The organism is Streptomyces sp. NPDC050674, from assembly GCF_040654575.1.
In the GTDB taxonomy this organism is placed as follows: Bacteria; Actinomycetota; Actinomycetes; order Streptomycetales; family Streptomycetaceae; genus Streptomyces.
In genome coordinates this window covers 1-22,121 of sequence record NZ_JBFAIG010000035.1, presented here as the reverse complement: position 1 = coordinate 22,121, position 22,121 = coordinate 1, and the positions used below count along the sequence as shown (strand labels likewise).

Annotated in this window: 18 protein-coding genes; 12 read left to right on the top strand and 6 right to left on the bottom strand. The window is 72.9% G+C overall.

All coding sequences use genetic code 11. The features are described from left to right. Nucleotides 1-131: 131 nt before the first annotated feature. From AB0I06_RS33690 to AB0I06_RS33675, 4 genes are all read right to left on the bottom strand, one after another. Nucleotides 132-1,061 carry a DNA-3-methyladenine glycosylase 2 family protein gene (locus AB0I06_RS33690; protein ID WP_363122671.1) on the bottom strand — a complete coding sequence of 310 codons (930 nt, stop codon included), beginning with the start codon at nucleotides 1,059-1,061 and terminating at the stop codon, nucleotides 132-134. 167 nt (nucleotides 1,062-1,228) lie between these two features. Further along, nucleotides 1,229-2,560, bottom strand: coding sequence for a coenzyme F420-0:L-glutamate ligase (locus tag AB0I06_RS33685; protein ID WP_363122669.1), 1,332 nt, complete (start codon nucleotides 2,558-2,560; stop codon nucleotides 1,229-1,231). Beyond that, nucleotides 2,557-3,516: a 2-phospho-L-lactate transferase gene (gene cofD, locus AB0I06_RS33680; protein ID WP_363122668.1), complete on the bottom strand. Its 960-nt coding sequence runs from the start codon at nucleotides 3,514-3,516 to the stop codon at nucleotides 2,557-2,559. Before cofD ends, AB0I06_RS33685 begins: the two co-directional genes overlap by 4 nt. 54 nt (nucleotides 3,517-3,570) lie before the next feature. Continuing rightward, nucleotides 3,571-4,077, bottom strand: coding sequence for a cysteine dioxygenase family protein (locus AB0I06_RS33675; RefSeq protein WP_363122667.1), 507 nt, complete (start codon nucleotides 4,075-4,077; stop codon nucleotides 3,571-3,573). A 657-nt stretch (nucleotides 4,078-4,734) separates the two neighbouring features. On the opposite strand from AB0I06_RS33675, the gene AB0I06_RS33670 reads away from it, so the two are divergent. The 3 genes from AB0I06_RS33670 (at nucleotide 4,735) to AB0I06_RS33660 (ending at nucleotide 10,355) form a co-directional block, all read left to right on the top strand. Further along, on the top strand, nucleotides 4,735-4,998 hold the full coding sequence (locus tag AB0I06_RS33670; protein WP_010034659.1) for a WhiB family transcriptional regulator: 264 nt from the start codon (nucleotides 4,735-4,737) through the stop codon (nucleotides 4,996-4,998). Between the two features lie 165 nt (nucleotides 4,999-5,163). Then, the gene (locus tag AB0I06_RS33665) at nucleotides 5,164-8,829 is read left to right on the top strand and encodes a glycosyltransferase (protein WP_363122666.1); all 3,666 of its coding nucleotides are present in this window, start codon (nucleotides 5,164-5,166) and stop codon (nucleotides 8,827-8,829) included. Further along, nucleotides 8,826-10,355, top strand: coding sequence for a DUF5719 family protein (locus tag AB0I06_RS33660; RefSeq protein WP_363122665.1), 1,530 nt, complete (start codon nucleotides 8,826-8,828; stop codon nucleotides 10,353-10,355). Before AB0I06_RS33665 ends, AB0I06_RS33660 begins: the two co-directional genes overlap by 4 nt. A 47-nt stretch (nucleotides 10,356-10,402) precedes the next feature. Here AB0I06_RS33660 and AB0I06_RS33655 read toward each other — a convergent pair whose 3' ends face one another. Continuing rightward, complete coding sequence (locus AB0I06_RS33655; protein WP_363122664.1) at nucleotides 10,403-10,858, bottom strand: metallopeptidase family protein; 456 nt, start codon at nucleotides 10,856-10,858, stop codon at nucleotides 10,403-10,405. A gap of 305 nt (nucleotides 10,859-11,163) precedes the next feature. Between AB0I06_RS33655 and AB0I06_RS33650 the strand changes: the two genes are divergently transcribed. From AB0I06_RS33650 to AB0I06_RS33615, 8 genes are all read left to right on the top strand, one after another. Beyond that, nucleotides 11,164-11,586 carry a DUF3499 domain-containing protein gene (locus AB0I06_RS33650; RefSeq protein ID WP_363122663.1) on the top strand — a complete coding sequence of 141 codons (423 nt, stop codon included), beginning with the start codon at nucleotides 11,164-11,166 and terminating at the stop codon, nucleotides 11,584-11,586. A 239-nt stretch (nucleotides 11,587-11,825) separates the two neighbouring features. Then, nucleotides 11,826-13,190 carry a phosphomannomutase/phosphoglucomutase gene (locus tag AB0I06_RS33645; protein ID WP_363122662.1) on the top strand — a complete coding sequence of 455 codons (1,365 nt, stop codon included), beginning with the start codon at nucleotides 11,826-11,828 and terminating at the stop codon, nucleotides 13,188-13,190. Nucleotides 13,191-13,260: 70 nt separating this feature from the next. Continuing rightward, on the top strand, nucleotides 13,261-13,431 hold the full coding sequence (locus tag AB0I06_RS33640) for a Trm112 family protein (RefSeq protein WP_363122661.1): 171 nt from the start codon (nucleotides 13,261-13,263) through the stop codon (nucleotides 13,429-13,431). Nucleotides 13,432-13,541: 110 nt separating this feature from the next. Beyond that, the gene (locus tag AB0I06_RS33635; RefSeq protein WP_363122660.1) at nucleotides 13,542-14,669 is read left to right on the top strand and encodes an SIS domain-containing protein; all 1,128 of its coding nucleotides are present in this window, start codon (nucleotides 13,542-13,544) and stop codon (nucleotides 14,667-14,669) included. 50 nt (nucleotides 14,670-14,719) lie between these two features. Further along, entirely contained in the window at nucleotides 14,720-15,871 is a 1,152-nt protein-coding gene (manA, locus tag AB0I06_RS33630) for a mannose-6-phosphate isomerase, class I (protein ID WP_363122659.1), read from the top strand. Nucleotides 15,872-16,023: 152 nt separating this feature from the next. Then, the gene (locus AB0I06_RS33625) at nucleotides 16,024-17,004 is read left to right on the top strand and encodes a cation diffusion facilitator family transporter (RefSeq protein WP_363122658.1); all 981 of its coding nucleotides are present in this window, start codon (nucleotides 16,024-16,026) and stop codon (nucleotides 17,002-17,004) included. Nucleotides 17,005-17,379: 375 nt separating this feature from the next. After that, nucleotides 17,380-18,837 (top strand): adenosylhomocysteinase, encoded by a 1,458-nt coding sequence (ahcY, locus tag AB0I06_RS33620; RefSeq protein WP_363122657.1) that lies wholly within the window; start codon nucleotides 17,380-17,382, stop codon nucleotides 18,835-18,837. A gap of 138 nt (nucleotides 18,838-18,975) precedes the next feature. After that, entirely contained in the window at nucleotides 18,976-19,587 is a 612-nt protein-coding gene (locus tag AB0I06_RS33615; RefSeq protein ID WP_363122656.1) for a hypothetical protein, read from the top strand. A gap of 43 nt (nucleotides 19,588-19,630) precedes the next feature. On the opposite strand, the gene AB0I06_RS33610 is transcribed toward AB0I06_RS33615, so the two are convergent. After that, the gene (locus AB0I06_RS33610) at nucleotides 19,631-20,644 is read right to left on the bottom strand and encodes an RDD family protein (protein ID WP_363122670.1); all 1,014 of its coding nucleotides are present in this window, start codon (nucleotides 20,642-20,644) and stop codon (nucleotides 19,631-19,633) included. Between the two features lie 128 nt (nucleotides 20,645-20,772). Here AB0I06_RS33610 and AB0I06_RS33605 point away from each other — a divergent pair, with 128 nt between their 5' ends. Beyond that, complete coding sequence (locus AB0I06_RS33605; RefSeq protein WP_363122655.1) at nucleotides 20,773-21,780, top strand: stage II sporulation protein M; 1,008 nt, start codon at nucleotides 20,773-20,775, stop codon at nucleotides 21,778-21,780. The last annotated feature ends 341 nt before the right edge of the window (nucleotides 21,781-22,121 follow it).

Here is a 22,121-nt window from a genome sequence, read left to right as displayed (position 1 = left end):
CGCATGCCCGCAGCGGGCATGCGCGCCGCCAGGGGCGCGATCCGCCGGACCGCGGATTCATCCGCCCCCGCACGGACGCCGAGCACCTGGTGCCCGGCGGTTCGCGACACCCCGCCCGCACGGAGCCAAGCTCACAACTGCCCGATGTCCCACCGAGGCATCTTCGGCGCCCTGCGCGCCGGCACCCTCCCGCTCAGCAGGATCAGCCGGGCCGCCCGGTGCCGCTGCCCCGCGTACGGCTCCAGCAGCTCCAGCATCGCCGCGTCGTCCGCGTCCCGGTCCCCGGCCAGCGCCCACCCCACGATGCCGGGCAGATGCAGGTCCCCGACCGTCACCTCGTCCGCCGCCCCGTGACTGCGCTGCACCGTCTCCGCGGAGGTCCACGGCCCGACCCCCGGCACCAGTTCGAGCCGGGCCCGGGCCGCCCGGGGCTCCATCTCCACGGCCTGCTCCAGCCGCGCGGCGACCCGCACGGCACGCAGGATCGTCGACGCCCGCTTGTCGTCGACCCCGGCCCGATGCCACTCCCACGAGGGAATCAGCGCCCAGGTCCGAGGTGCCGGCATCACGTACATCCGCTCGGGCGCGGGCCCCGGCGCAGGCTCGCCGAACTTGCGCACCAGCAGCCGCCACGCCCGGTACGCCTCGTCGGTCGTGACCTTCTGTTCCAGGATCGAGGGGATCAACGACTCCAGCACGAGCCCGCTCCGCGTCAGCCGCAACCCCGGCCGCCGGTGCCGGGCCGCCGCCAGCAGCCGGTGCCGCGGCACGAACGCCGAGGGATCGTCCGCGGCCCCGAGCAGTTCGGGCATGCGCTCCAGCAGCCACGGCGCCCCGGGCCCCCAGGCCTCCCCGCGCACCCCACCGCCGTACGCGCACACGCGCAGTGTGCCGGGACCGGCCGGGGTGAGAGCGGTCCGCCAGACGGACCCGTCGGGCATCGCCCGGAACGTCGGATCACCGGGCCCGCGCCGCAGCGGCCCGAGCACCAGGCCGAGATCCAGCGGCCCGTCCGGCACCCACGCGCGCACCCGTCCCGGCCCCGTCGACTGCCGCGGCATCCCCGGGGGCACGGCGACATGCCCGCCACGCACCGTCGTGGGGGTACCTCCCACGCCTTTCGGGCTGTGGGGGAGGGTGGGCCGCTGGGCGAACCGTCCTGCCATGAATGAAATCCCCGGGATCCTTTGAGAGCAGCCCTACGAGGGTAGGCGCCGCCCGGCGTCTGTCACCGCACCTCGATGAAAGCCGCCGCGTCCCGCCCGGGCCGTGGCCGGGGCTCCTCCGCCGGATGCCCGACGGCCACCGCCCCCATCGGGTCCCAGTCCGCCGGCAGGTCCAGCACCTCGCGCACGACGTCCCGGCAGAACATCGTCGACGATACCCACGCCGAGCCCAGCCGCTCCCCGGCCAGCGCGACCAGGAAGTTCTGCACGCCGGCGCCGGCGGCGACGACGAACATCTCCCGCTCGGCACCGTCGCGCCGCGGGTCGCCGTAGGTGTGCGAGCCGTCCATGACCAGGCACGGGACGACGAGGTAGGGCGCGTTGCGCAGCACGTCCCCGCGCCGGACCCGCTTGGCGACGGACTCCTCCGTCTTGCCGTCCCGCCGCAGGTCGGCGATCCACGCGTCCCGCATGGCGTCGAGCAGCCGCGTCCGCGACTCCTCGGACTCCAGCAGCACGAACCGCCACGGCGTGGTGTGGTGCGGTGCCGGCGCCGTCACGGCGGCGGCCACGGCCCGCCGTACGGCACCGGAGTCGACCGGCTCGTCGGTGAAGGCCCGGACCGTGCGGCGCTGGGTCACGGCCAGCCGGACCGCCTCGGAGGTGCCGAGGCGGAACATGTCGTCGCGGGCGCCGCGGACCATGGCCCGCGCTCCCTGGCCGTCGTCGCCCCGGGCCACCAGGTGCCCGAGCCCGCGCACCACGGCGACGGGAAGTCCCGCGGCCTTGCCCTTGACCAGGTCGCCCGCCGCGGCGAGTTCGTCGGCCGTGGCGACGACGGTGGCGCTGAGCGGATTGCCGTGCGCGTCGGTGCCGCCGCGCAGATCGTCCAGCACGCGCACTCCGGCCGCCCCGATCGCCACGTCCGTGAGCCCGGCGCGCCAGGGTCGCCCGAAGGTGTCCGTCACGACCACCCCGACGTCGACGCCGAGGGCGTCGCGCAGCCCCTCCCGGATGGCGCGGGCGGAGGCGTCCGGGTCCTCCGGCAGCAACAGCACCGTGCCCGCGGGGGTGTTGGACGCGTCGACCCCGGCCGCGGCCATGACCAGACCCTGCCGGTTCTCCACGATCCGCAGGCTGCCGCGCCGGGCCACCACCCGGACCGTCTCCGCGTCGATCGCGGCCTCCCGGTCGGCGGCCCGGACGATCCGGCCCTCGGCCTTGGACACGATCTTCGAGGTGACGAGCACGACGTCCCCGTCGGCCAGTCCGGGCCCGGCCGCCGCGATCAGCTTGGCCAGGTCGTCCCCGGCCGCGACCTCGGGTATCCCGCGCACGGCCCACACCCGGAACCCCTCGGGGCCCCGCTCCTCGCCGGTGACCTCGGCGCTCACGCCCCCCGCACCTCCTCGGCCAGGGCCAGTGCCTCCCGGGCCATCCGCGCGGTCGCGTCGGTGTCGCTCATCATCAGCGGCACGGCCCGGCAGCGGATCCCGGCCGCCTCGACCCGCTCGACGGCGTCCGCGTCCACCGAGTCCACGAGCCAGCCGTCCAGCAGCCCCGAGCCGTAGTGCTCGGCCACCGCCGTCGCGGTCGACTCCACGCCCACGGCGGCGAGCACCTTGTCGGCCATGCCCCGCACGGGCGCGTCACCGACGATGGGGGACAGGCCGACGACGGGCACCCCGGCGTCGGCGATCGCCTCCCGGATGCCGGGCACGGCGAGGATCGTGCCGATCGACACGACCGGGTTGGACGGCGGGAAGAGGATCACGTCCGCCTCGGCGATGGCCTCCAGGACGCCCGGCGCGGGCTTGGCCTGCTCGGCGCCCACCGGCACGACCGCCCGGGCGGGCACCGAGGCGCGAAGCCGCACCCAGTACTCCTGGAAGTGGATCGCCCTGGTCTCGCCGTCGATCTCGACGGCGACATGGGTCTCGACGCGGTCGTCGGACATGGGGAGCAGCCGCACGCCCGGCTGCCAGCGGTCGCACAGCGCCTGTGTCACCGCGCTCAGCGGGTATCCGGCGCCGATCATCTGCGTCCGCACGATGTGCGTGGCGAAGTCCCGGTCGCCCAGGCCGAACCACTCGGGCCCGACGCCGTACGCCCCGAGCTCCTCCTTGAGGTGGAAGGTCTCGTCGGCGCGACCCCAGCCCTGCTCCTCGTTGATGCCGCCGCCGAGCGTGTACATCACCGTGTCGAGGTCCGGGCAGACCTTCAGCCCGAAGAGGTGGATGTCGTCCCCGGTGTTGCCGATGACCGTGATGTCCGCGTCCGGGACGGCCTGCTTCAGACCACGCAGGAACCGGGCACCGCCGATGCCGCCTGCCAGAACCACAATGCGCATGGGAGCCATCCTCGCAGGCGCCCGCGACAAGCGGTCGGCGGCCGGGGGGACCGGTCAGGCGGTCAGCGCGCCCGGCGCGGTCCGGGCCTCGCAGTGCGGGGCGGTGTGCATCGGCATCTCGGTGAGGCCCGGGTGGTAGACGTGCAGGCTCACCGCCGGCTCCAGGGCGTCGTTGACGACTTCGTGCACGTACCCCGGCGCGAAAACGCGCTGCGCGCCGGCCCGCAAGGCGCGTGTGCCCCGGTCCGTGCGCTCGGTCAGGGTGCCCTCCAGCACGGTCAGCACCCCGGAGGAGCGGCCGTGGTCGTGCGGCCCGCTGCCCTGCCCGGGCACCCAGGACAGCAGCCACACCTCGTAGCCGGGGCCGGTGCGCAGCCGGTGGTACCAGCGGCTGGTCGCGTCGTAGCGGACGAGGTGCTCCCACTGGGAGCGGTCCTCGGCGAGGGAGCGGGCCAGTCCGACGAACTCGGCGACGGTGGCCGGGTGCTCGCGGGGGGTCTGGAGGAGGTGGGTGACTTCGAGGATGTCGCCGGCGATCTGGAGGTCGCTGTCGCTGTTCATGGGTGCGTGGTTCCTCAGTGAAGGAAGGTCAGAGGGAACAGGGCCGGAAGACGGGTGGCCTCGGCCTTCAGCTGGAGCGGGTGTGGCTCAACAGCTGCAACAGCGACAGCTACAGCGAGCGCGGGCAGCACCGAGGGACCCGGCGGTGCGGGTCGAGGTGGGTGCCAAGTTCGCGAGCATGCCCACAAGGACACCGGTTCACACCTTCACTGTCAACTCGACACCCGGTATGTGGGATGTGGTTCACCTCATCCGGTCGATCGCTCAGATGAAAGGTTTGTTCATGCCCCGCCCGGGACACATGGCGTCCAACCGGGCGCGCAAACCCCGTTGCGTAGTCGTGATCCGACTGTGATCCGTTTCGCTTCGATGTGCGTGTCGGAACGAGATCGAACTCCTGGGCGTCCTTCTTCGTAGAGGTCTGCGAGGGGTCCGGCGGACGACGAAAGCCCTCCGGGGCTTCGTCGGTGTGTCAGGTTTTATGGTGATTTGAACACTTTCCGCATGGGCTTGGTTCCGCAGAGTGAATAAGGGGCTCAATAGCAGATCTCGGCTTGACTCGCCCGGAGCTGCACACTTGTAATTTCACTCGTGTCGTTCAGCCGGAATCGGTAACGGCTAGATCACGGGGACGCGAAAGACAGACGAGGGGCGCACATGACCGAGACGGTGCAGCAACTGCTGGTCGACGACGCGGACGAGGAGCTCGGCTGGCAGGAGCGCGCGCTGTGCGCCCAGACCGACCCCGAGTCCTTCTTCCCCGAGAAGGGCGGCTCGACCAGAGAGGCCAAGAAGGTCTGCCTCGCCTGTGAGGTCCGCTCCGAGTGCCTCGAGTACGCCCTCGCCAACGACGAGCGATTCGGCATCTGGGGCGGTCTGTCCGAGCGGGAGCGCCGCCGCCTGAAGAAGGCGGCCGTCTGACCCCCCTCACCCCTCTTCGTGAACGGCCCGTCGCCCGTGGGTCATCCACAGGCGGCGGGCCTCTTGCTGCGCAGCCGATAGTGTGGTCGCTCGTCCGAGACGCCCCGCCGCCCCCACCGGGCACGGGCGTCCACCGCAGTCCACCGAACCGGGGCCCGTACCTCGATGTCCGTGCACAGCCACCCGGCAGCCCATCACGACACCGCTGCCACACCTGAGTTCCCGCGTCATGTGGTGACCGCGGTCCTCGTCTCGCACGACGGCGCCCGCTGGCTGCCCGACGCGCTCGCCGGACTGCTCGGCCAGGAGCGTCCCGTCCAGTACGCGATGGGGGCCGACACCGGCAGCTCGGACGCCTCCGCGCAACTGGTCACCGACGCGCTCGGCGCCGACCGGGTGCTGCACCTCGCCCGCCGCACCGGCTTCGGCCAGGCCGTCGAGGAGTGCGACCGCTCCGCCCCCGTCCTCACCCCCGACGAGCTGCCGTATCTCAAGCGCCCCAGCGGCTGGGACCCGGTCACGCGCTCGTGGCGCGACGACGCCTACGACCTGCCCGAGCTGCCGCACGGCGAGCCCGTGCAGTGGCTGTGGCTGCTGCACGACGACTGCGCCCCGGACCCGGACGCCCTGGCCCAGCTGCTGCGCGTCGTGGACAACGAGTACGAGCTGGGCCGCGAGGACGTGGCCGTGGTGGGCCCCAAGCTCCGCGGCTGGTACGACCGGCGCCAGCTGCTGGAGGTCGGCGTCTCCATCGCCAACTCCGGCCGCCGCTGGACCGGCCTGGACCGCCGCGAGCAGGACCAGGGCCAGCACGACCACGTCCGGACCGTGCTGTCGGTGTCCACCGCCGGCATGCTCGTCCGCCGTGACGTCTTCGAGCAGCTCGGCGGATTCGACCGCCACCTGCCCCTCATGCGTGACGACGTCGACCTGTGCTGGCGGGCGCACGCGGCCGGCTACCGCGTCCTGGTCGCCCCCGAGGCGGTCGTCCGGCACGCCGAGGCCTCCAGCCGCGAACGCCGCACGGTCGACTGCGTGGGCCGCACCGCGGCCTCCCCGCACAAGGTCGACAAGGCCGGCGCCGTCTACACCCTCCTCGTCAACTCGCGTACGGCCGTGCTCCCGTGGGTGTTGCTGCGGATCGTGCTCGGCACCGTGCTGCGGACCGTGGCCTACCTCGTCGGCAAGGTACCCGGACAGGCCGTCGACGAGATCCGCGGTCTGCTGGGCACCCTGCTCAGGCCCGAGAGAATCCTCGCCGGGCGGCGCGGCAGAGGCGCACCCCGGATCGACAAGGATGAGCTGCGGGCGCTGTTCCCGCCGCCCGGCGCCACCGTCCGCGTCACCGTCGAACAGGTCGCGAGCAGCCTCGTCGGCCGCTCCGACCCGGAGGCCGCCGCCGGAGCGGGACGGCACGGCGGCGCCGTCGAGTCGGGCCCCGGCGGCGACGACGCCGACTTCCTGGAGATCGAGCAGTTCGCCCGGCTCAAGCGCATCGCGCGCAAGCCCGGCCCGGTCCTCTTCCTGGTGCTGCTGCTGGTCTCCCTGGCCGCCTGCCGACAGCTCCTCGGCGGCGGCGCCCTGGCGGGCGGTGCCCTGCTGCCCGCCCCGGCCGACTCCGGCGAACTGTGGGCGCGCTACCTGGACGCCTGGCACCCGGTCGGCGCCGGCGGCACCTCCTCCGCGCCCCCGTACCTCGCGCTCGTGGCCATGCTGGCGTCGCTGCTGTTCGGCTCGACCGGCCTCGCCGTCACGCTCCTGCTCGTCTGCTCGGTGCCGCTGGCCGGTGTCGCCGCCTACTTCGCCTCCCGCCCGCTCGTCGAGTCCCGGCTGCTGCGCGCCTGGGCGGCCGTCGTCTACGCCTTCCTGCCCGCCGCCACCGGCGCCCTGGCCGGCGGCCGTATCGGCACCGCCGTCCTGGCCGCGCTGCTGCCGCTGATCGCCCGCGCCGCCATCGCCGCCGGCGGCCTGACGCGGACCGGCACAGCCCGCGGCAGCTGGCGCGCCACCTGGGCGTACGCGCTGCTGCTGACCATCACCACCGCCTTCACGCCGATCGTGTGGCCCATCGCGCTGCTCCTCGGCGTCGGACTGCTGGTGCTGCGCCGCGGCGACATCACGGCCTACGGGCTGCGGTTCCTCGTCCAGCTCGGCACCCCCCTGCTGCTCCTCGCGCCCTGGTCGCTGACGCTGCTGCCGTTCGGCTTCCTGCGGGAAGCGGGCCTGGAGTACGGCCCCTCGGCCGCCTCCGCCCTCGACCTGCTCGGCGCCAGCCCGGGCGGCCCCGGCACCGTCAGCGGCCTCATGCTCTTCGGCATCGTGCTGGCCGCCCTCGCCGCCCTGGTGCGCTCGGAACGCCGGTCGGGCATCTGGACGGCCTGGACGGTCGCCCTGGTCGGCTTCGTCTTCGCGGTCCTGGCCAACAACTCCACCTGGGCCGGCCCCGCGACCCTCGTCTACGGCATGGCCCTCCTGGCGGCCGCCGCGCTCGGCGCCGACGGAGCACGCGCGCGCGTGGCCGAGCAGAGCTTCGGCTGGCGCCAGCCCGTCGCCGTGCTGATCGCCTTCGCCTCGGCCGCCGGGCCGCTGCTCATCGCCGCCGGCTGGATGATCCGCGGCGCCGACGGACCCCTGGAGCGGCGCGACCCGGTCCAGGTCCCCGCGTTCGTCGCCGAGGAGAGCGGCACCCGCGACCAGGCCCGCACCCTCGTCCTCGACAGCGACTCCGCCGCCCACGTCGGCTACATGCTGGTCCGCGGCTCGGGCGCCCGCCTCGGCGACGGCGAGATCGCCGCGGCCGACGGCGAGAACGGCAGACTCGACAAGGTCGTCGCCAACCTGGTCGCCGGTTCCGGCGCCGACCAGGCCGACCAGCTCGGCGGCTTCGCCGTGCGCTACGTCCTCGTCCACCAGGGCGCCCCCCGCGAGGTCACCCGCGTCCTGGACGCCACGCCCGGTCTGACCCGGCTCAGCCAGCAGGACGGCGGCGCGCTGTGGCGCGTCAACCGGGAGGTCGCGCGCGCCACGATCGTCCCCGCCTCCGGCACCCCGCAGCCCGTCGCCGCCGGACCCGTCGACATCCACACCACGATCCCGACCGGCGCGGGCGGACGCGTGCTGCGCCTCGCCGACTCCGCCTCCGAGGGCTGGTCCGCCACGCTCGACGGCAAGCCACTGACCCCCACCACCGTCGACGGCTGGGCCCAGGGATTCGAACTCCCCGCGAGCGGCGGCCGACTGGACGTCACCTACGACGACCCGATCGGCCACACGGCCTGGCTGTGGGCCCAGGGCATCCTCGCCGTCGTCCTCGTGGTGCTCGCCCTGCCCGGCCGGCGCCGCGACATCGACGACGACCTCCCCGAGGAGCCGGCCGTCCCCGCCGAGGCCGTCGCAGGCGAGGGCCGCCGCGCCCGCCGCCTGCGCGCCCAGGCGGAGGCGGAGGCCGAAGAAGCCGCAGCGCCCGAGGAGTTCCCGGCCCCGCAGCAGCCGCCCGCGGCGGTGCCGCAGCAGCAGAACCACGGCGAGTGGGACAACGCCGCCTACCACAACGGCGAGTACGCGGGCTACGGCGACCAGTACCAGAACGCCGCCTACCCGGCCGACGGCTACGGGCAGCAGTACCAGGCGGACCCCTATCAGGGCGGCCAGTACGACCCGTACGCCTACGGAGGCCAGGGCCAGGGCCAGGGCCAGGGCCAGGCCTCGCCCTACGACCAGCAGGGCTACGACCAGACCTACCAGCAGGGCTACGGCGCGCCGTACGACCCGGCGCAGCAGCACCACCCCCACGGCACGGGCAGTGAGCGTCCCGACGGGAGCCAGCAGTGAACCGCACCACCCTGTCCCTGATCGCCGGCACGACCGCGCTCGCCGCCGTCACCGGCTTCGCCTTCCTGGCCCAGCCGGACGCCCCGGCCCCGGACACCGCAGCCAAGGCGGCCGCCCAACTGCCCGTGGAGCGCACGAGTCTGCTGTGCCCGGCGCCCAGTACCTCCGACCTCGCCGAGACGGCCTACACCTCGTTCACGCCCGTCACGAAGGGCACCGGAAGCGGGGGCCAGGCCGAACTGTCGGCCGCCACCGAGGAGTCCACGGACGCCCCGGCCGACGGCAAGGACAAGGGCAAGGGCGGCGACGGCAAGCCGGGCAAGGACGCGTCCGCGAAGCCCGTGCTGACGCCGAAGGAGCCCGGCAAGCCGGTCACCGGCGACAGCTCCGGCGGCGACGCGCCCGCCCTGGTCGGCACCGCGGACGGCAGGTTCGCGCCCGGCTGGACCGTCCAGGAGACGACCGAGGTCGCGGCGGGGACCGGGCGCGGCCTCCAGGGCGTCAACTGCACCGCTCCGGACACCGACTTCTGGTTCCCCGGCGCCAGCACGGACGCCGACCGCACCGACTACGTCCACCTGACCAACCCCGACGACTCGGCCGCCGTGGTCGACATCGAGCTCTACGGCAAGGACGGCGCCCTGAAGTCCGCCGTCGGGGAGGGCATCACGGTCCAGCCGCACTCCAGCGAGCCGGTCCTGCTGTCCACCCTCGCCGACGAGCGGCAGAGCGACCTCACCGTGCACGTCAACGTCCGCAGCGGCCGCGTGGGAGCCGCCGTGCAGGCCCTGGACGACAAGCTCGGCGGCGACTGGCTCGCCGCGTCCACGGACCCGTCGGGCAGCCTGGTCCTGCCCGGCATCCCCAAGGACGCCACCTCGGTCCGCCTGGTCGCCTTCACCCCCGACGACGCCGACGCCGACCTGAAGGTGCGCCTCGCCTCCCCCTCCGGGCCGATCACCCCGGCCGGACACGAGACGGTGCACGTCAAGGGCGGCATGACGACCGCCGTGGACCTGGGCGACGTCACCCGCGGCGAGGCCGGCTCGCTGGTCCTGACCCCGACGGACCGGTCCGTTCCGGTCGTGGCGGCCCTGCGGGTCGTGCGCGGCAAGGGCGACAAGCAGGAGACGGCGTTCATCCCGGCCACCCGCCCCGTCGGCACGCGCGCGACGTCGGCGGACAACAGCGGCAAGGGCAGCACCCTGTCGCTGACGGCCCCGGTCGCCGCCGCCACGGTCAAGGTCACCGCCTCGGCCGGCAGCGAGGGCGGCACCCCGGTGTCGAAGACGTACACGATCAAGGCCGGCACCACCCAGGACATCGAGCCCCCGGTCCCCGGCGGCCTGAAGGGCACCTACGCCCTCACGGTCGAGCCGGTCTCCGGCGGTCCGGTCTACGGGGCCCGCACGCTGGCGGCGAGCGAGGGCGGCGTCCCCGCCTTCACCGTGCAGACGCTCCCGGACGACCGGGGGACGGTGGCGGTGCCGGAGGCGGACGAGGACCTGTCGGTGCTCCAGAAGTAGGGCCGCCGGCGGTGCTCCAGAAGTAGGGCCGCCGGCGGCCCGCCGTCTCAGCCCTGGTCCTCGCCGTACCGCGGGTCCACCGTCTCCGGTGTCAGCCCGAGCAGCTCGGCGACCTGCTCCACGACCACCTCGTGCACCAGCGCGGCCCGCTCGTCGCGCCCCTTGGTGCGGATCTCGACCGGCCGCCGGTAGACGACCACGCGCGCGGGACGGCCCTCGCGCGCGCCGATCGTGCCGCCGAGCGGCACCGCCTCGTCGTTCCACGCCTGGCCGGGCCCGTCGAGCCGGGGCACCTCCAGGACCATGAAGTCGATGTCGGCGAGCTGCGGCCAGCGCCGCTCCAGGCGCTCCACGGAGTCCTGCACCAGATCGGCGAACGCGTCCGCACGGCTCGCGGCGAGCGGCACCTGCGGCGGTGCGATGGGGCCGCGCATGCCCCGTCCGTGGCGATCACGACGGCGGGGCCCGGGGGCGGCGGCACGGGGCGTTACGGGCTTGTCCATCACTGGTGAAGGGTAGTCCCCGACGCGTCCCCGTGCCCGGCACCGCACGGCGCCACGGGCGGCTTCCGGCCGCCCCGCAGGGCGCGTCGTGGCATGGCGGGGCATGACGGTTCAAGCCAAGGTCGGGCTTGAATCCGTATACCGCCGAGAGTGGCGGCCTCACGGCATATGGGGGGTTTTGTGATGACTCTTGTCCGCCTGTACGGCCGTTCGGCACCCCGGACGGCGATGTCCCGGCAGGTCAGCAAGGTGCGCCCGAAAGAGTGTGTGGGACGTTTCACAGCACGACACGGTGGGGTGACCTGGTGGAGAGTCGTCGCGGCCCGCTCAAGAGTGCGGTACCGTCCAACATCGTGAGCCCTGTACGTCGCTGTTCGCGCACCGCTTGCGGCCGTCCCGCCGTCGCGACGCTGACGTACGTCTACGCCGACTCGACCGCGGTCCTCGGCCCGCTCGCCACCTACGCCGAACCCCACTGCTACGACCTGTGCGCCGAGCACTCCGAGCGCCTCACCGCCCCGCGCGGCTGGGAGGTCGTCCGCCTCCTCGACGGCTCGGCCCCGGCCCGGCCGAGCGGTGACGACCTGGAAGCGCTCGCCAACGCCGTGCGCGAGGCGGCCCGCCCCCAGGAGCGGGCGGCCGGGGCCGGCGGCGGTGGCCGCGGGGGCGACCCGATGGAGGTCGCGCGCCGCGGGCATCTGCGCGTCCTGCGCTCGCCCGACAACTGACCGACCCCCGGTCCCCCCCCCGCGTCCACGCACGCGAACTCGGCGGCACTCTCATGGCACGACAGGGCGCGGCTACGGCACGGACACGGTCATTGCGCCGCCCCCGCCGGTGGCAACCCTGCCCCTGATGCCCTGACCCGAGATCACGGCTGGGCGTCCTCCCGGCGACCGCCCGGCGCGCCGACGACGGGCGAGGGTAGTTTGGGCGGACCGACAGTACTTTTTCAGGAAGGTTGGCCGTGGCTGCTGATCTGTCGCAGGTCGTGAAGGCGTACGACGTCCGCGGGGTCGTACCCGACCAGTGGGACGAGTCCGTGGCCGAGCTCTTCGGGGCGGCCTTCGTGCGGGTCACCGGCGCGAGCGCCATCGCCACCGGGCACGACATGCGGCCCTCCTCGCCCGGTCTGTCCCGTGCCTTCGCGCGCGGGGCAGCCGCCTCGGGCGCGGACGTGACGGAGATCGGCCTGTGCTCGACGGACCAGCTGTACTACGCCTCGGGCGCGCTGAACCTGCCGGGCGCCATGTTCACCGCCTCCCACAACCCGGCGCAGTACAACGGCATCAAGATGTGCCGCTCGGGCGCCGCCCCGGTCGGGCAGGACACCGGCCTCGCGCAGATCCGCGAACTGGTGGAACGCTGGAGCGAGTCGGGTGCCCCGGAGCCGGCCGCCGAGGCGGGCACCATCACCGGCCGTGACACGCTGTCGGACTACGCGGCCCACCTGCGCTCCCTGGTCGACCTGACGTCGATCCGCCCTCTGAAGGTCGTCGTCGACGCGGGCAACGGCATGGGCGGACACACCGTCCCCGAGGTCTTCGCCGGCCTCCCCCTGACGCTGGTCCCGATGTACTTCGAGCTCGACGGCACCTTCCCCAACCACGAGGCCAACCCCCTCGACCCCGCCAACCTCGTCGACCTGCAAAAGCGCGTCCGTGAGGAGGGCGCCGACCTGGGCCTCGCCTTCGACGGCGACGCCGACCGCTGCTTCGTCGTCGACGAGCGCGGCGAGCCGGTCTCCCCCTCCGCGATCACCGCCCTGGTCGCCTCCCGCGAGCTGGCCCGGCACGGCGGCAAGGGCACGATCATCCACAACCTGATCACGTCCTGGTCGGTGCCCGAGGTCGTCGAGGAGAACGGCGGCAGCCCGGTCCGCACCCGCGTGGGCCACTCCTTCATCAAGGCCGAGATGGCCCGCACCGGCGCGATCTTCGGCGGCGAGCACTCCGCGCACTACTACTTCCGCGACTTCTGGAACGCCGACACCGGCATGCTGGCCGCCCTCCACGTCCTGGCGGCCCTCGGCTACCAGGACGGCCCGCTCTCCGCCCTCGTCGCCCAGTACGACCGCTACGCCGGCTCCGGCGAGATCAACTCCACGGTCGCCGACCAGCAGGCCAGCCTCGCCGCGATCCGCTCCGCGTACGGCACCCGAGAGGGCGTCACCCTCGACGAGCTCGACGGCCTCACCGTCTCCGCCGCCGACTGGTGGTTCAACGTCCGCCCGTCCAACACGGAACCGCTGCTGCGCCTGAACGCGGAGGCGAGGGACGCCGCGACGATGGCCAGGGTGCGCGACGAGGTGCTGGGGATCATCAGGGGCTGAGCCCCCGACCCACCGGCGGTAATCTGACCAGGCACGACCCCAAGCGCCCGCACCCCGGAGGAAAACCCCCATGCCCCTCGAATCCGGCCTCCTCGAGATCCTCGCCTGCCCGGCCTGCCACTCCCCGCTCAGGGAGCAGGACACCGAGCTGATCTGCACCGACACCAACTGCGGCCTGGCCTACCCCGTGCGCGACGGCATCCCCGTCCTCCTGGTCGACGAGGCCCGCCGCCCCGCGTGACCGGCAGGGGGCGCACGCACCCGTGCGACACCCGGTGCACATGACCCCCGGCACAGCGGGCACGATCCAGGACACCCGTAACGGACCCCGGCGATGGGAAGCTGCCGCCCATGCTCGACGAATCGCTGCTCGACTCCCCTGAGGGCCTCGCCGAGGCCGACCACCGCGGGTTGCTCCGCGGCGCCGCGGAAGCCGGCGCCCGCGTGCGCACAGCCGCCCGCCACGCCGCCGAGGCGGGTGTCAACGACCTCAAGCCGGACGGCCGCCCCCGCGCCGTCCTGATCGCGGGGCCGGGTGCCGCCGCCACCCACGCCGCCGACCTCATCGGCACCCTCGCCGGTGCCGGCAGTCCGGTCACCCGCCTCGCCCCCACCGGCGTCGCCCCCGCCGCGGGCGCTCTGCGCTGGGAACTGCCCGGCTGGGTCGGCTCGGTGGACCTCCTGCTGATCACCACCCCGGACGGCACCGAACCCGGCCTGTCGCTGCTCGCCGAGCAGGCCTACCGCCGCGGCTGCACCGTCGTGGCCGTGGCCCCCGCCCCCACCCCGCTCGCCGACGCCGTGGCCGGTGTGCACGGCCTGTTCGTCCCCATGGCGACCGCCCCGTACGACCAGGACGAGCCCCTCGCCGCGTCGGCGCCCGGCGTCCTGTGGGCCCTGCTCACCCCGCTCCTCGCCCTCCTGGACCGCACGGGCGTGCTCGCCGCCCCGCCGGACGTCCTCGGCAAGGTCGCCGACCGCCTCGACCGCGTCGCCGAACGCTGCGGCCCGGCCATCGCCACCTACAGCAACGCCGCCAAGACCCTGGCCGCCGAGCTCGCCGACGCCCTCCCGATCGTCTGGACCGAGGGCGTCTCGGCCGGACCCGCGGGCCGCCGCTTCGCCGCCGCCCTCGCCGAACTGTCCGGCACCCCCGCGGTCGTCGCCGAACTCCCCGAGGCGCTCGCAGCCCACGGCGCCCTGCTCGCCGGCCCCCTGGCCGCCAGCGCCGACCCCGACGACTTCTTCCGCGACCGCGTCGAGGAACCCCCCGCCCTGCACGCGCGCGTGGTGCTGCTGCGCGACCGTCCCATCGGCGGCCTCACCGCCGCCCCCGGTGCCCGCGACCTCGCCCTCAGTCACGACACGCCGATCAGCGAGCTCGAACCGGAGGAGGGCGGCGAGCTGGAGACCCTCGCGGAACTGATCGCCATCACGGATTTCGCCGCCGTTTACCTGGCGCTCGCTTCGAGGGCCTGATCTGGCCCGGACACCTTGACGCGCCGCCCGGACCACGCAGAGAGAACCCCATGGACCGCCTCGACAACACCGTCCGCCCCTACGCCTGGGGCTCCCCGACCGCCATCCCGCAGCTGCTCGGCGTCGAACCGACCGGCGAACCGCAGGCGGAGATGTGGATGGGCGCCCACCCCGGCGCACCCTCCCGCACCGGCCGGGGCACGCTCGTCGAGGTCGTCGACGCCGACCCCGAGAAGGAACTCGGGCCCGCCACCGTCGCCAAATTCGGCCCCCGGCTGCCCTTCCTCCTCAAGATCCTCGCCGCGGGCGCCCCGCTCTCCCTCCAGGTCCACCCCGACCTCACGCAGGCCCGGGAGGGCTACGCCGACGAGGAGCGCCGGGGCATTCCCACGGACGCCCCGCACCGCAACTACAAGGACGCCAACCACAAACCCGAACTCATCTGCGCGCTCACCGAGTTCCACGGCCTGTGCGGCTTCCGGGACCCGCTGGAGGCCGCGGCCCTCCTCGACGACCTCGGCGTCGACTCCCTCAAGCCCTACGTCGACCTGCTGCACGCCCATCCCGAGGAAGCCGCCCTGCGCGAGGTCCTCACGGCGATCCTCACCGCCGACCGCGAGGAGATGTCCCGCACGGTCACGGAGGCGGCCACCGCCTGCACCCGCCTCGGCGGCGCCTACGCCCCCTACGCCGACATCGCCCACCACTACCCGGGCGACCCCGGCGTCATCGCCGCGATGCTGCTCAACCACGTCCGGCTCCAGCCCGGAGAAGCCCTCTACCTGGGCGCCGGCGTCCCGCACGCCTACCTCGACGGCCTCGGCGTGGAGATCATGGCCAACTCCGACAACGTCCTGCGCTGCGGCCTGACCCCCAAGCACGTCGACGTCCCCGAACTCCTGCGCATCGTCCGCTTCAGCCCCAGCGACCCCGGCGTCCTGCGCCCCGAGGCGTCCCCGGACGGCGAAGAGGTCTACGAGACGCCGATCGACGAGTTCCGCCTCTCCCGCTACGTCCTGCCCGAGGCGGGAGCCGCCCACGACCTCACCCGCCCGACCCCGCAGATCCTGCTCTGCACGGCAGGCACCGTCCGGGCCGGGGAGCACGACCTGACTCCCGGTCAGTCCGTCTTCGTCCCCGCCGGGGAAAAGGCCGAAGTGTCCGGTACGGGAACGCTTTTCCGGGCCACCGTCATCGCCTGACCGTTTCGACGGCCCCGTGCTGGTGACCTGACTCACCGCTGTCGCGGCGGGCTGCAACAATGGCCCACCGTCAAGCACGGGCAAAGTCACGGGCGCACACCAAGGCGGGCGACCGGGCCCTGAAACGGCGTACGAAGGGACAACGCGGACATATGAGCGCGTCAGGCGGTACCAAGGCGATCGTGGCGGCACTGGGCGCCAACCTCGCCATCGCGGTAGCGAAGTTCGTGGCGTTCCTCTTCAGCGGCTCGTCGTCGATGCTCGCCGAGTCCGTCCACTCCTTCGCCGACTCCGGCAACCAGGCGCTGCTCCTGGTCGGCGGCAAGAAGGCCAAGCGCGAGGCCACCCCCGAACACCCCTTCGGCTACGGCCGCGAGCGCTACATCTACGCCTTCCTCGTCTCGATCGTGCTCTTCTCGCTCGGCGGCATGTTCGCCCTGTACGAGGGCTACGAGAAGATCAAGCACCCCCACGAGCTGACCCACTGGTACTGGCCCGTCGGCGTCCTCGTCTTCGCGATCATCGCCGAGGGCTTCTCCTTCCGGACGGCCATCAAGGAGTCCAACCCCCTGCGCGGCAGCCGCTCCTGGAAGGACTTCGTCCGCCACGCCAAGGCGCCCGAACTCCCGGTCGTCCTCCTGGAGGACCTCGGTGCCCTCGTCGGCCTCATCCTCGCGCTCGGCGGCGTCGGCCTTGCCCTGCTCACCGGCGACAGCGTCTGGGACGGCATCGGCACCCTCTGCATCGGCATCCTGCTCATCCTGATCGCCCTGGTCCTCGCCGCCGAGACCAAGTCCCTGCTGCTCGGCGAGTCCGCCGGCCTCGAGGAGACCCGGAAGATCGAGGCCGCCGTGGTCGACGGCGACACCGTCACCCGCATCATCCACATGCGCACGCTCCACCTCGGCCCCGAGGAACTCCTCGTCGCCGCCAAGATCGCCGTCCAGCACGACGACACGGCCACCGAGATCGCCACCGCCATCGACGCCGCCGAGGCCCGCATCCGCGAGGCCGTCCCGATCGCCCGCGTGATCTACCTCGAACCGGACATCTACAGCGAGCGGGAAGCCGCCAAGGGCTCCGACCCCGAGGCCTCCCCGGGCGGCCCGGCCCCCCACCCCGCCGACCACTGACCTCCGCCGCTCTCACGGGGCCCGCCGAACCACTCGGCGGGCCCCGTCCGGCATCCCCGGCCCTTCGCCCCGGCCCGTCCAAGGGCCAGGGGGTGAGGGCCCGCGTCCTCCGATCCGTCACATGATCGGCTCGATCTGTTTCCCGGCGGACTGGGGATCGCAGCCGCCCCCGGTGTAGCTTGGGACGGAGCCAGACGTCGCTGCTGATGGCGGTCGGGCGGTCCCACCGCGGACCGGCCGAGGGAGAGAGGGCCTCCGACGGACTGCGCTGCGCGCACGCGGGCATGCCTGTGTCCTCCTTCGGGCACCCCTGTGTCCGCCGCCGCGCAGACCAGCCGTACCCACCTCGACCCAATCCCCGAGGAGCAGCTCGCAATGACGACTGTCGAGAACCGACAGGACTTCAAGGTCGCCGACCTCTCCCTGGCCGCCTTCGGCCGCAAGGAGATCACCCTCGCCGAGCACGAGATGCCGGGCCTGATGGCGATCCGCAAGGAGTACGCCGAGGCGCAGCCCCTCGCCGGCGCCCGTGTCACCGGCTCCCTGCACATGACCGTGCAGACCGCCGTGCTCATCGAGACCCTGGTCGCCCTCGGCGCGCAGGTCCGCTGGGCCTCCTGCAACATCTTCTCCACCCAGGACCACGCGGCCGCCGCCATCGCCGTCGGCCCGAACGGCACGCCCGACAACCCGCAGGGCGTCCCGGTCTTCGCCTGGAAGGGCGAGACCCTGGAGGAGTACTGGTGGTGCACCGAGCAGGCGCTGACCTGGCCGGACAGCCCCACCGGCGGCCCCAACATGATCCTGGACGACGGCGGTGACGCCACCCTCCTCGTCCACAAGGGCGTCGAGTACGAGAAGGACGGCAAGGTCCCCTCGCCCGACACCGCCGAGTCCGACGAGCACCGCGTCATCCTCGAACTGCTGAACCGCACCATCACGGACGGCTCGCAGAAGTGGACCCAGCTGGCCTCCGAGATCCGCGGCGTGACCGAGGAGACCACCACCGGCGTCCACCGCCTGTACGAGATGCAGCGCGACGGCGTCCTGCTGTTCCCGGCGATCAACGTCAACGACGCCGTCACCAAGTCGAAGTTCGACAACAAGTACGGCTGCCGCCACTCCCTGATCGACGGCATCAACCGCGCCACCGACGTCCTCATCGGCGGCAAGACCGCGGTCGTCTGCGGCTACGGCGACGTGGGCAAGGGCTGCGCGGAGTCCCTGCGCGGCCAGGGCGCCCGCGTGATCGTCACCGAGATCGACCCGATCTGCGCCCTCCAGGCGGCGATGGACGGCTACCAGGTCACCACTCTGGACGAGGTCGTCGACAAGGCCGACATCTTCATCACCACGACCGGCAACAAGGACATCATCATGGCCTCGGACATGGCCAAGATGAAGCACCAGGCCATCGTCGGCAACATCGGCCACTTCGACAACGAGATCGACATGGCCGGCCTCGCCAAGATCCCCGGCATCGTCAAGGACGAGGTCAAGCCGCAGGTCCACACCTGGACCTTCCCCGACGGCAAGGTGCTCATCGTCCTGTCCGAGGGCCGCCTGCTGAACCTCGGCAACGCCACCGGCCACCCGTCGTTCGTGATGTCCAACTCCTTCGCGGACCAGACCCTGGCCCAGATCGAGCTGTTCACCAAGCCCGACGAGTACCCGACCGGCGTCTACGTGCTGCCCAAGCACCTCGACGAGAAGGTCGCCCGCCTCCACCTCGACGCGCTCGGCGTGAAGCTGACGACGCTGCGCCCCGAGCAGGCCGAGTACATCGGCGTCCAGGTCGAGGGCCCGTTCAAGCCGGACCACTACCGCTACTGAGCCGAGCGGCACCACTGCCGGTCGGTCACCCACCGATGCGGCCGGATCTCCGAGGCAGGCCCCCGCACCCCCGTGCCGGGGGCCTGCCCCGTTCGACCGGCCGACGACCGGCCCCGCCCGTCAAGACCCAGGACCACCATGCCCCGCGGCCGCTATTCGCTCCACGATCCGCACGATCACACCCCCCTCGCAGAAGAGCACTTCCAGTGCGCCCCCGGCCCCTCCGGCTGGCGCTACGTCTCCCAGCTGACCACCCCCGCGGGCGACCACCGCGGCTCCGTCGACCTCACCCTCGACGAACTCGGCCGCCCCCTCCGCGTCGAACTCCACGCCGCCGCCTGGCAGGTCCGCGGCGCCGCCCTCGACGGCGTCACCTGGGTGCGCACCGACCCCACCGGCACCGAGGCCACCGAAGGCAATGTGCGCGCCCACGCCTTCACCGGCACGTCCCCGGCCTTCCTCGTCGCCACCGCCCGTCTCCTGCGCCTCACCCCCTCCGCGGCCACCCGCGTACGCCTCGTCGCGTTCACGGATCCGGTCCTCGCCCCCCGCACCGTGGACCAGTCCTGGACCTTGCTGAAAAGCGAAGCACACGCCACTGACAACGGTCCCCTGATCGTGGACGAATACCAGGTCACAGCCCTGGACACGGGCGAGCAGCACACCGTGCACCTCGCCGGTGACGTGGTGCTCGCGGCACCCGGCATCGAGCTGGAAGACCTCGAATCACCACCGTCGGTCTTCCCCTGACCCAGGCAGCCGCCCCGGAGCGGCCGACCCTGCCCGCCCTGCCCTACGCCGGCGGCACGAACCCGGTGCCGCGCCGCTCGCTCGGGCCGGACGGCTCGGACGCCGCCCCGGAGACCGCGCCGGGGACCTCGGTTGACGGTCCGGTCGGCCTGTAGGCAGCCGGAGGAGCGCTCGACCCCTGCGACTCGCCGGCAGCCGGAGGCGCGGCCTCGGCCACGGCCTCGGTCGCGGCCATCGGCCCGCCCGCCGGGGTAGCCGACGCCGGTGAAGCGGGCGAACCGGCGGCGGGCGTGGCCGACCGTGCCGTATCGCGCTCGAAAGCCCGTCGGGCCTCCCGCGCCTGCCGCTCCTGCACGACCGCCGCCAGATACGCGGCCGGCGGCACGCCCTGCGGCACCGGAGCCCCCGTACGCTCCGCCAGATCCGACGCCAGCCGCTCGGCCATCGACCGGCCCACCTGCGGGTCCAGCTGCCGCATGCGGGTCAGGTACTGCCGGACGGCGAGCCACAACCCGTCGGGCACCGCCGACAGATCGAGACCTGAGAACCGCCCGTTGAGCCAGGGCGGCGGAGGCGGCACGAAACCCGTCCGCGCGACCGGAATCCGCTCCCGCACGACGAGCGTTCCCGCGAACACATCGCCCAGCCGCCGCCCGCGCGCCGAGACGAACGAGGCGATGCAGGCGACCACGCCGAAGGTCATGAGAATCTCGATCACACCGATCAAGCCCCTCACCAGCGCATGCCGGAACCGGATCGGGCCTCCGTCGTCCCGCACCACACGCAGCCCGCAGGCCAGCTTCCCGAGCGAACGTCCATGACTGAGCGTCTCCACCGCGATCGGCCCGCCCACCAGCACGAGCACGAACGTCGCGATCGAGATCGCCGTCTGCGCCGCCTCGTCCAAGGAGGCCGTGGACACGACCAGCACGACGGTCACCGCGACGTAGACCGCGACCGCCGCCACCAGATCGAGCAGCACGGCCAAGGCCCTGCTGGGCAGCCTCGCGGGGCGCAGCTCCAACGCCACAGCCTCGCCCGTCACCAGCTCACTCACGCCCGCCGCCTTCCCCTGCCCTGCCCCTGACAGGGCCAGTCTGCCAAGCTGTGGGCGCATCGCACCGCAGTACGACAAGCTGATCCACGACGAGCTGCCGAAGAGCAACCCGAGGAGCAGGCACACCGATGGACCTCGACGTCTTCGTCTCCGCCCACCGAGCGGAGTGGGACCGCCTCGAAGCCCTGCTCCGCCGCCAGCGCCGCCTCAACGGTGCCGAGGCCGACGAACTCGTCACCCTCTACCAGCGCACCGCGACGCACCTGTCCCTGATCCAGTCCAGCGCTCCCGACCCGCAACTGACCGGGCGGCTCAGCCAACTCGTGGCACGCGCGCGTGGTGCCGTGACGGGCAACCGGCGCGCCTCCTGGCGCGACGTCACCCGCTTCCTCGCCCACGGATTCCCTGCCGCCGTCTACAAGTCACGGCACTGGTGGGTACCCACGGCACTCCTGTCCACGGCCGTCGGCGCTCTCCTGGGCTGGTGGATCGCCACCCATCCCGAGGTGCAGGCCTCGATCGCGGCCCCGGGCGAACTGCGCGAGCTCACCCGACCCGGCGGGCAGTACGAGACGTACTACTCCAGCCACCCGGCCGCCAGCTTCGCCGCCCAGGTCTGGACGAACAACGCCTGGGCCGCCGCCCTGTGCCTGATCCTGGGCGTCTTCCTGGGACTCCCGGTCATCTGGATCCTCTTCCAGAACATGCTCAACCTCGGCGTCGGCGTGGGTCTGATGTCCTCGGCCGGCCGCCTCGACACGTTCCTCGGCCTGATCCTCCCGCACGGTCTCCTCGAACTGACCGCCGTCTTCGTCGCCGCCGGCACCGGCCTGCGGCTGGGCTGGACCCTCATCGACCCCGGCCCCCGCACGCGGCGCACTGCCCTGGCGGAGGAAGGCCGAGCCGCCATAGGCATGGCCATAGGACTCGCCCTCGTCCTCTTCGTCTCCGGCGCGATCGAAGGCTTCGTCACCCCTTCCGGCCTCCCCACCTGGGCCCGGATCGGCATCGGGGTCGCCGCCGAAGCGGCCTTCCTGGCCTACGTCTACGTCGTGGGCGGCCGTGCCGCACGCGCGGGAGAGACCGGTGACGTCGAGGCGGCGGAACGCAGCGCGACCGTCCCCACAGCCGCCTGATCGTCTCCGCGACCGCCGGATGTGCGACCACCTCCGTTCAACTGCTAGTCTCCTCTTCGCCCCACAGGAGCCGTTGACACGGCGAGTGCGGGGAGGTAGATTCGAACAGTTGCCTGGACATGGGCTCTAGCCTTGGACCAGCCACAGTGAATATCTATCTGCTTCTTGAAACGCTGATTTCATTGAAGCCTCTCCCGATGAATCGGAAACGAGCGGCCGGTCAGTCCGGCCCGAAACTTCTGATAAAGTCGGAACCGCCGGAAAGGGAAACGCGAGAGCGAGAACCTGGAAAGCACCGAGGAAATCGGATCGGAAAGATCTGATAGAGTCGGAAACGCAAG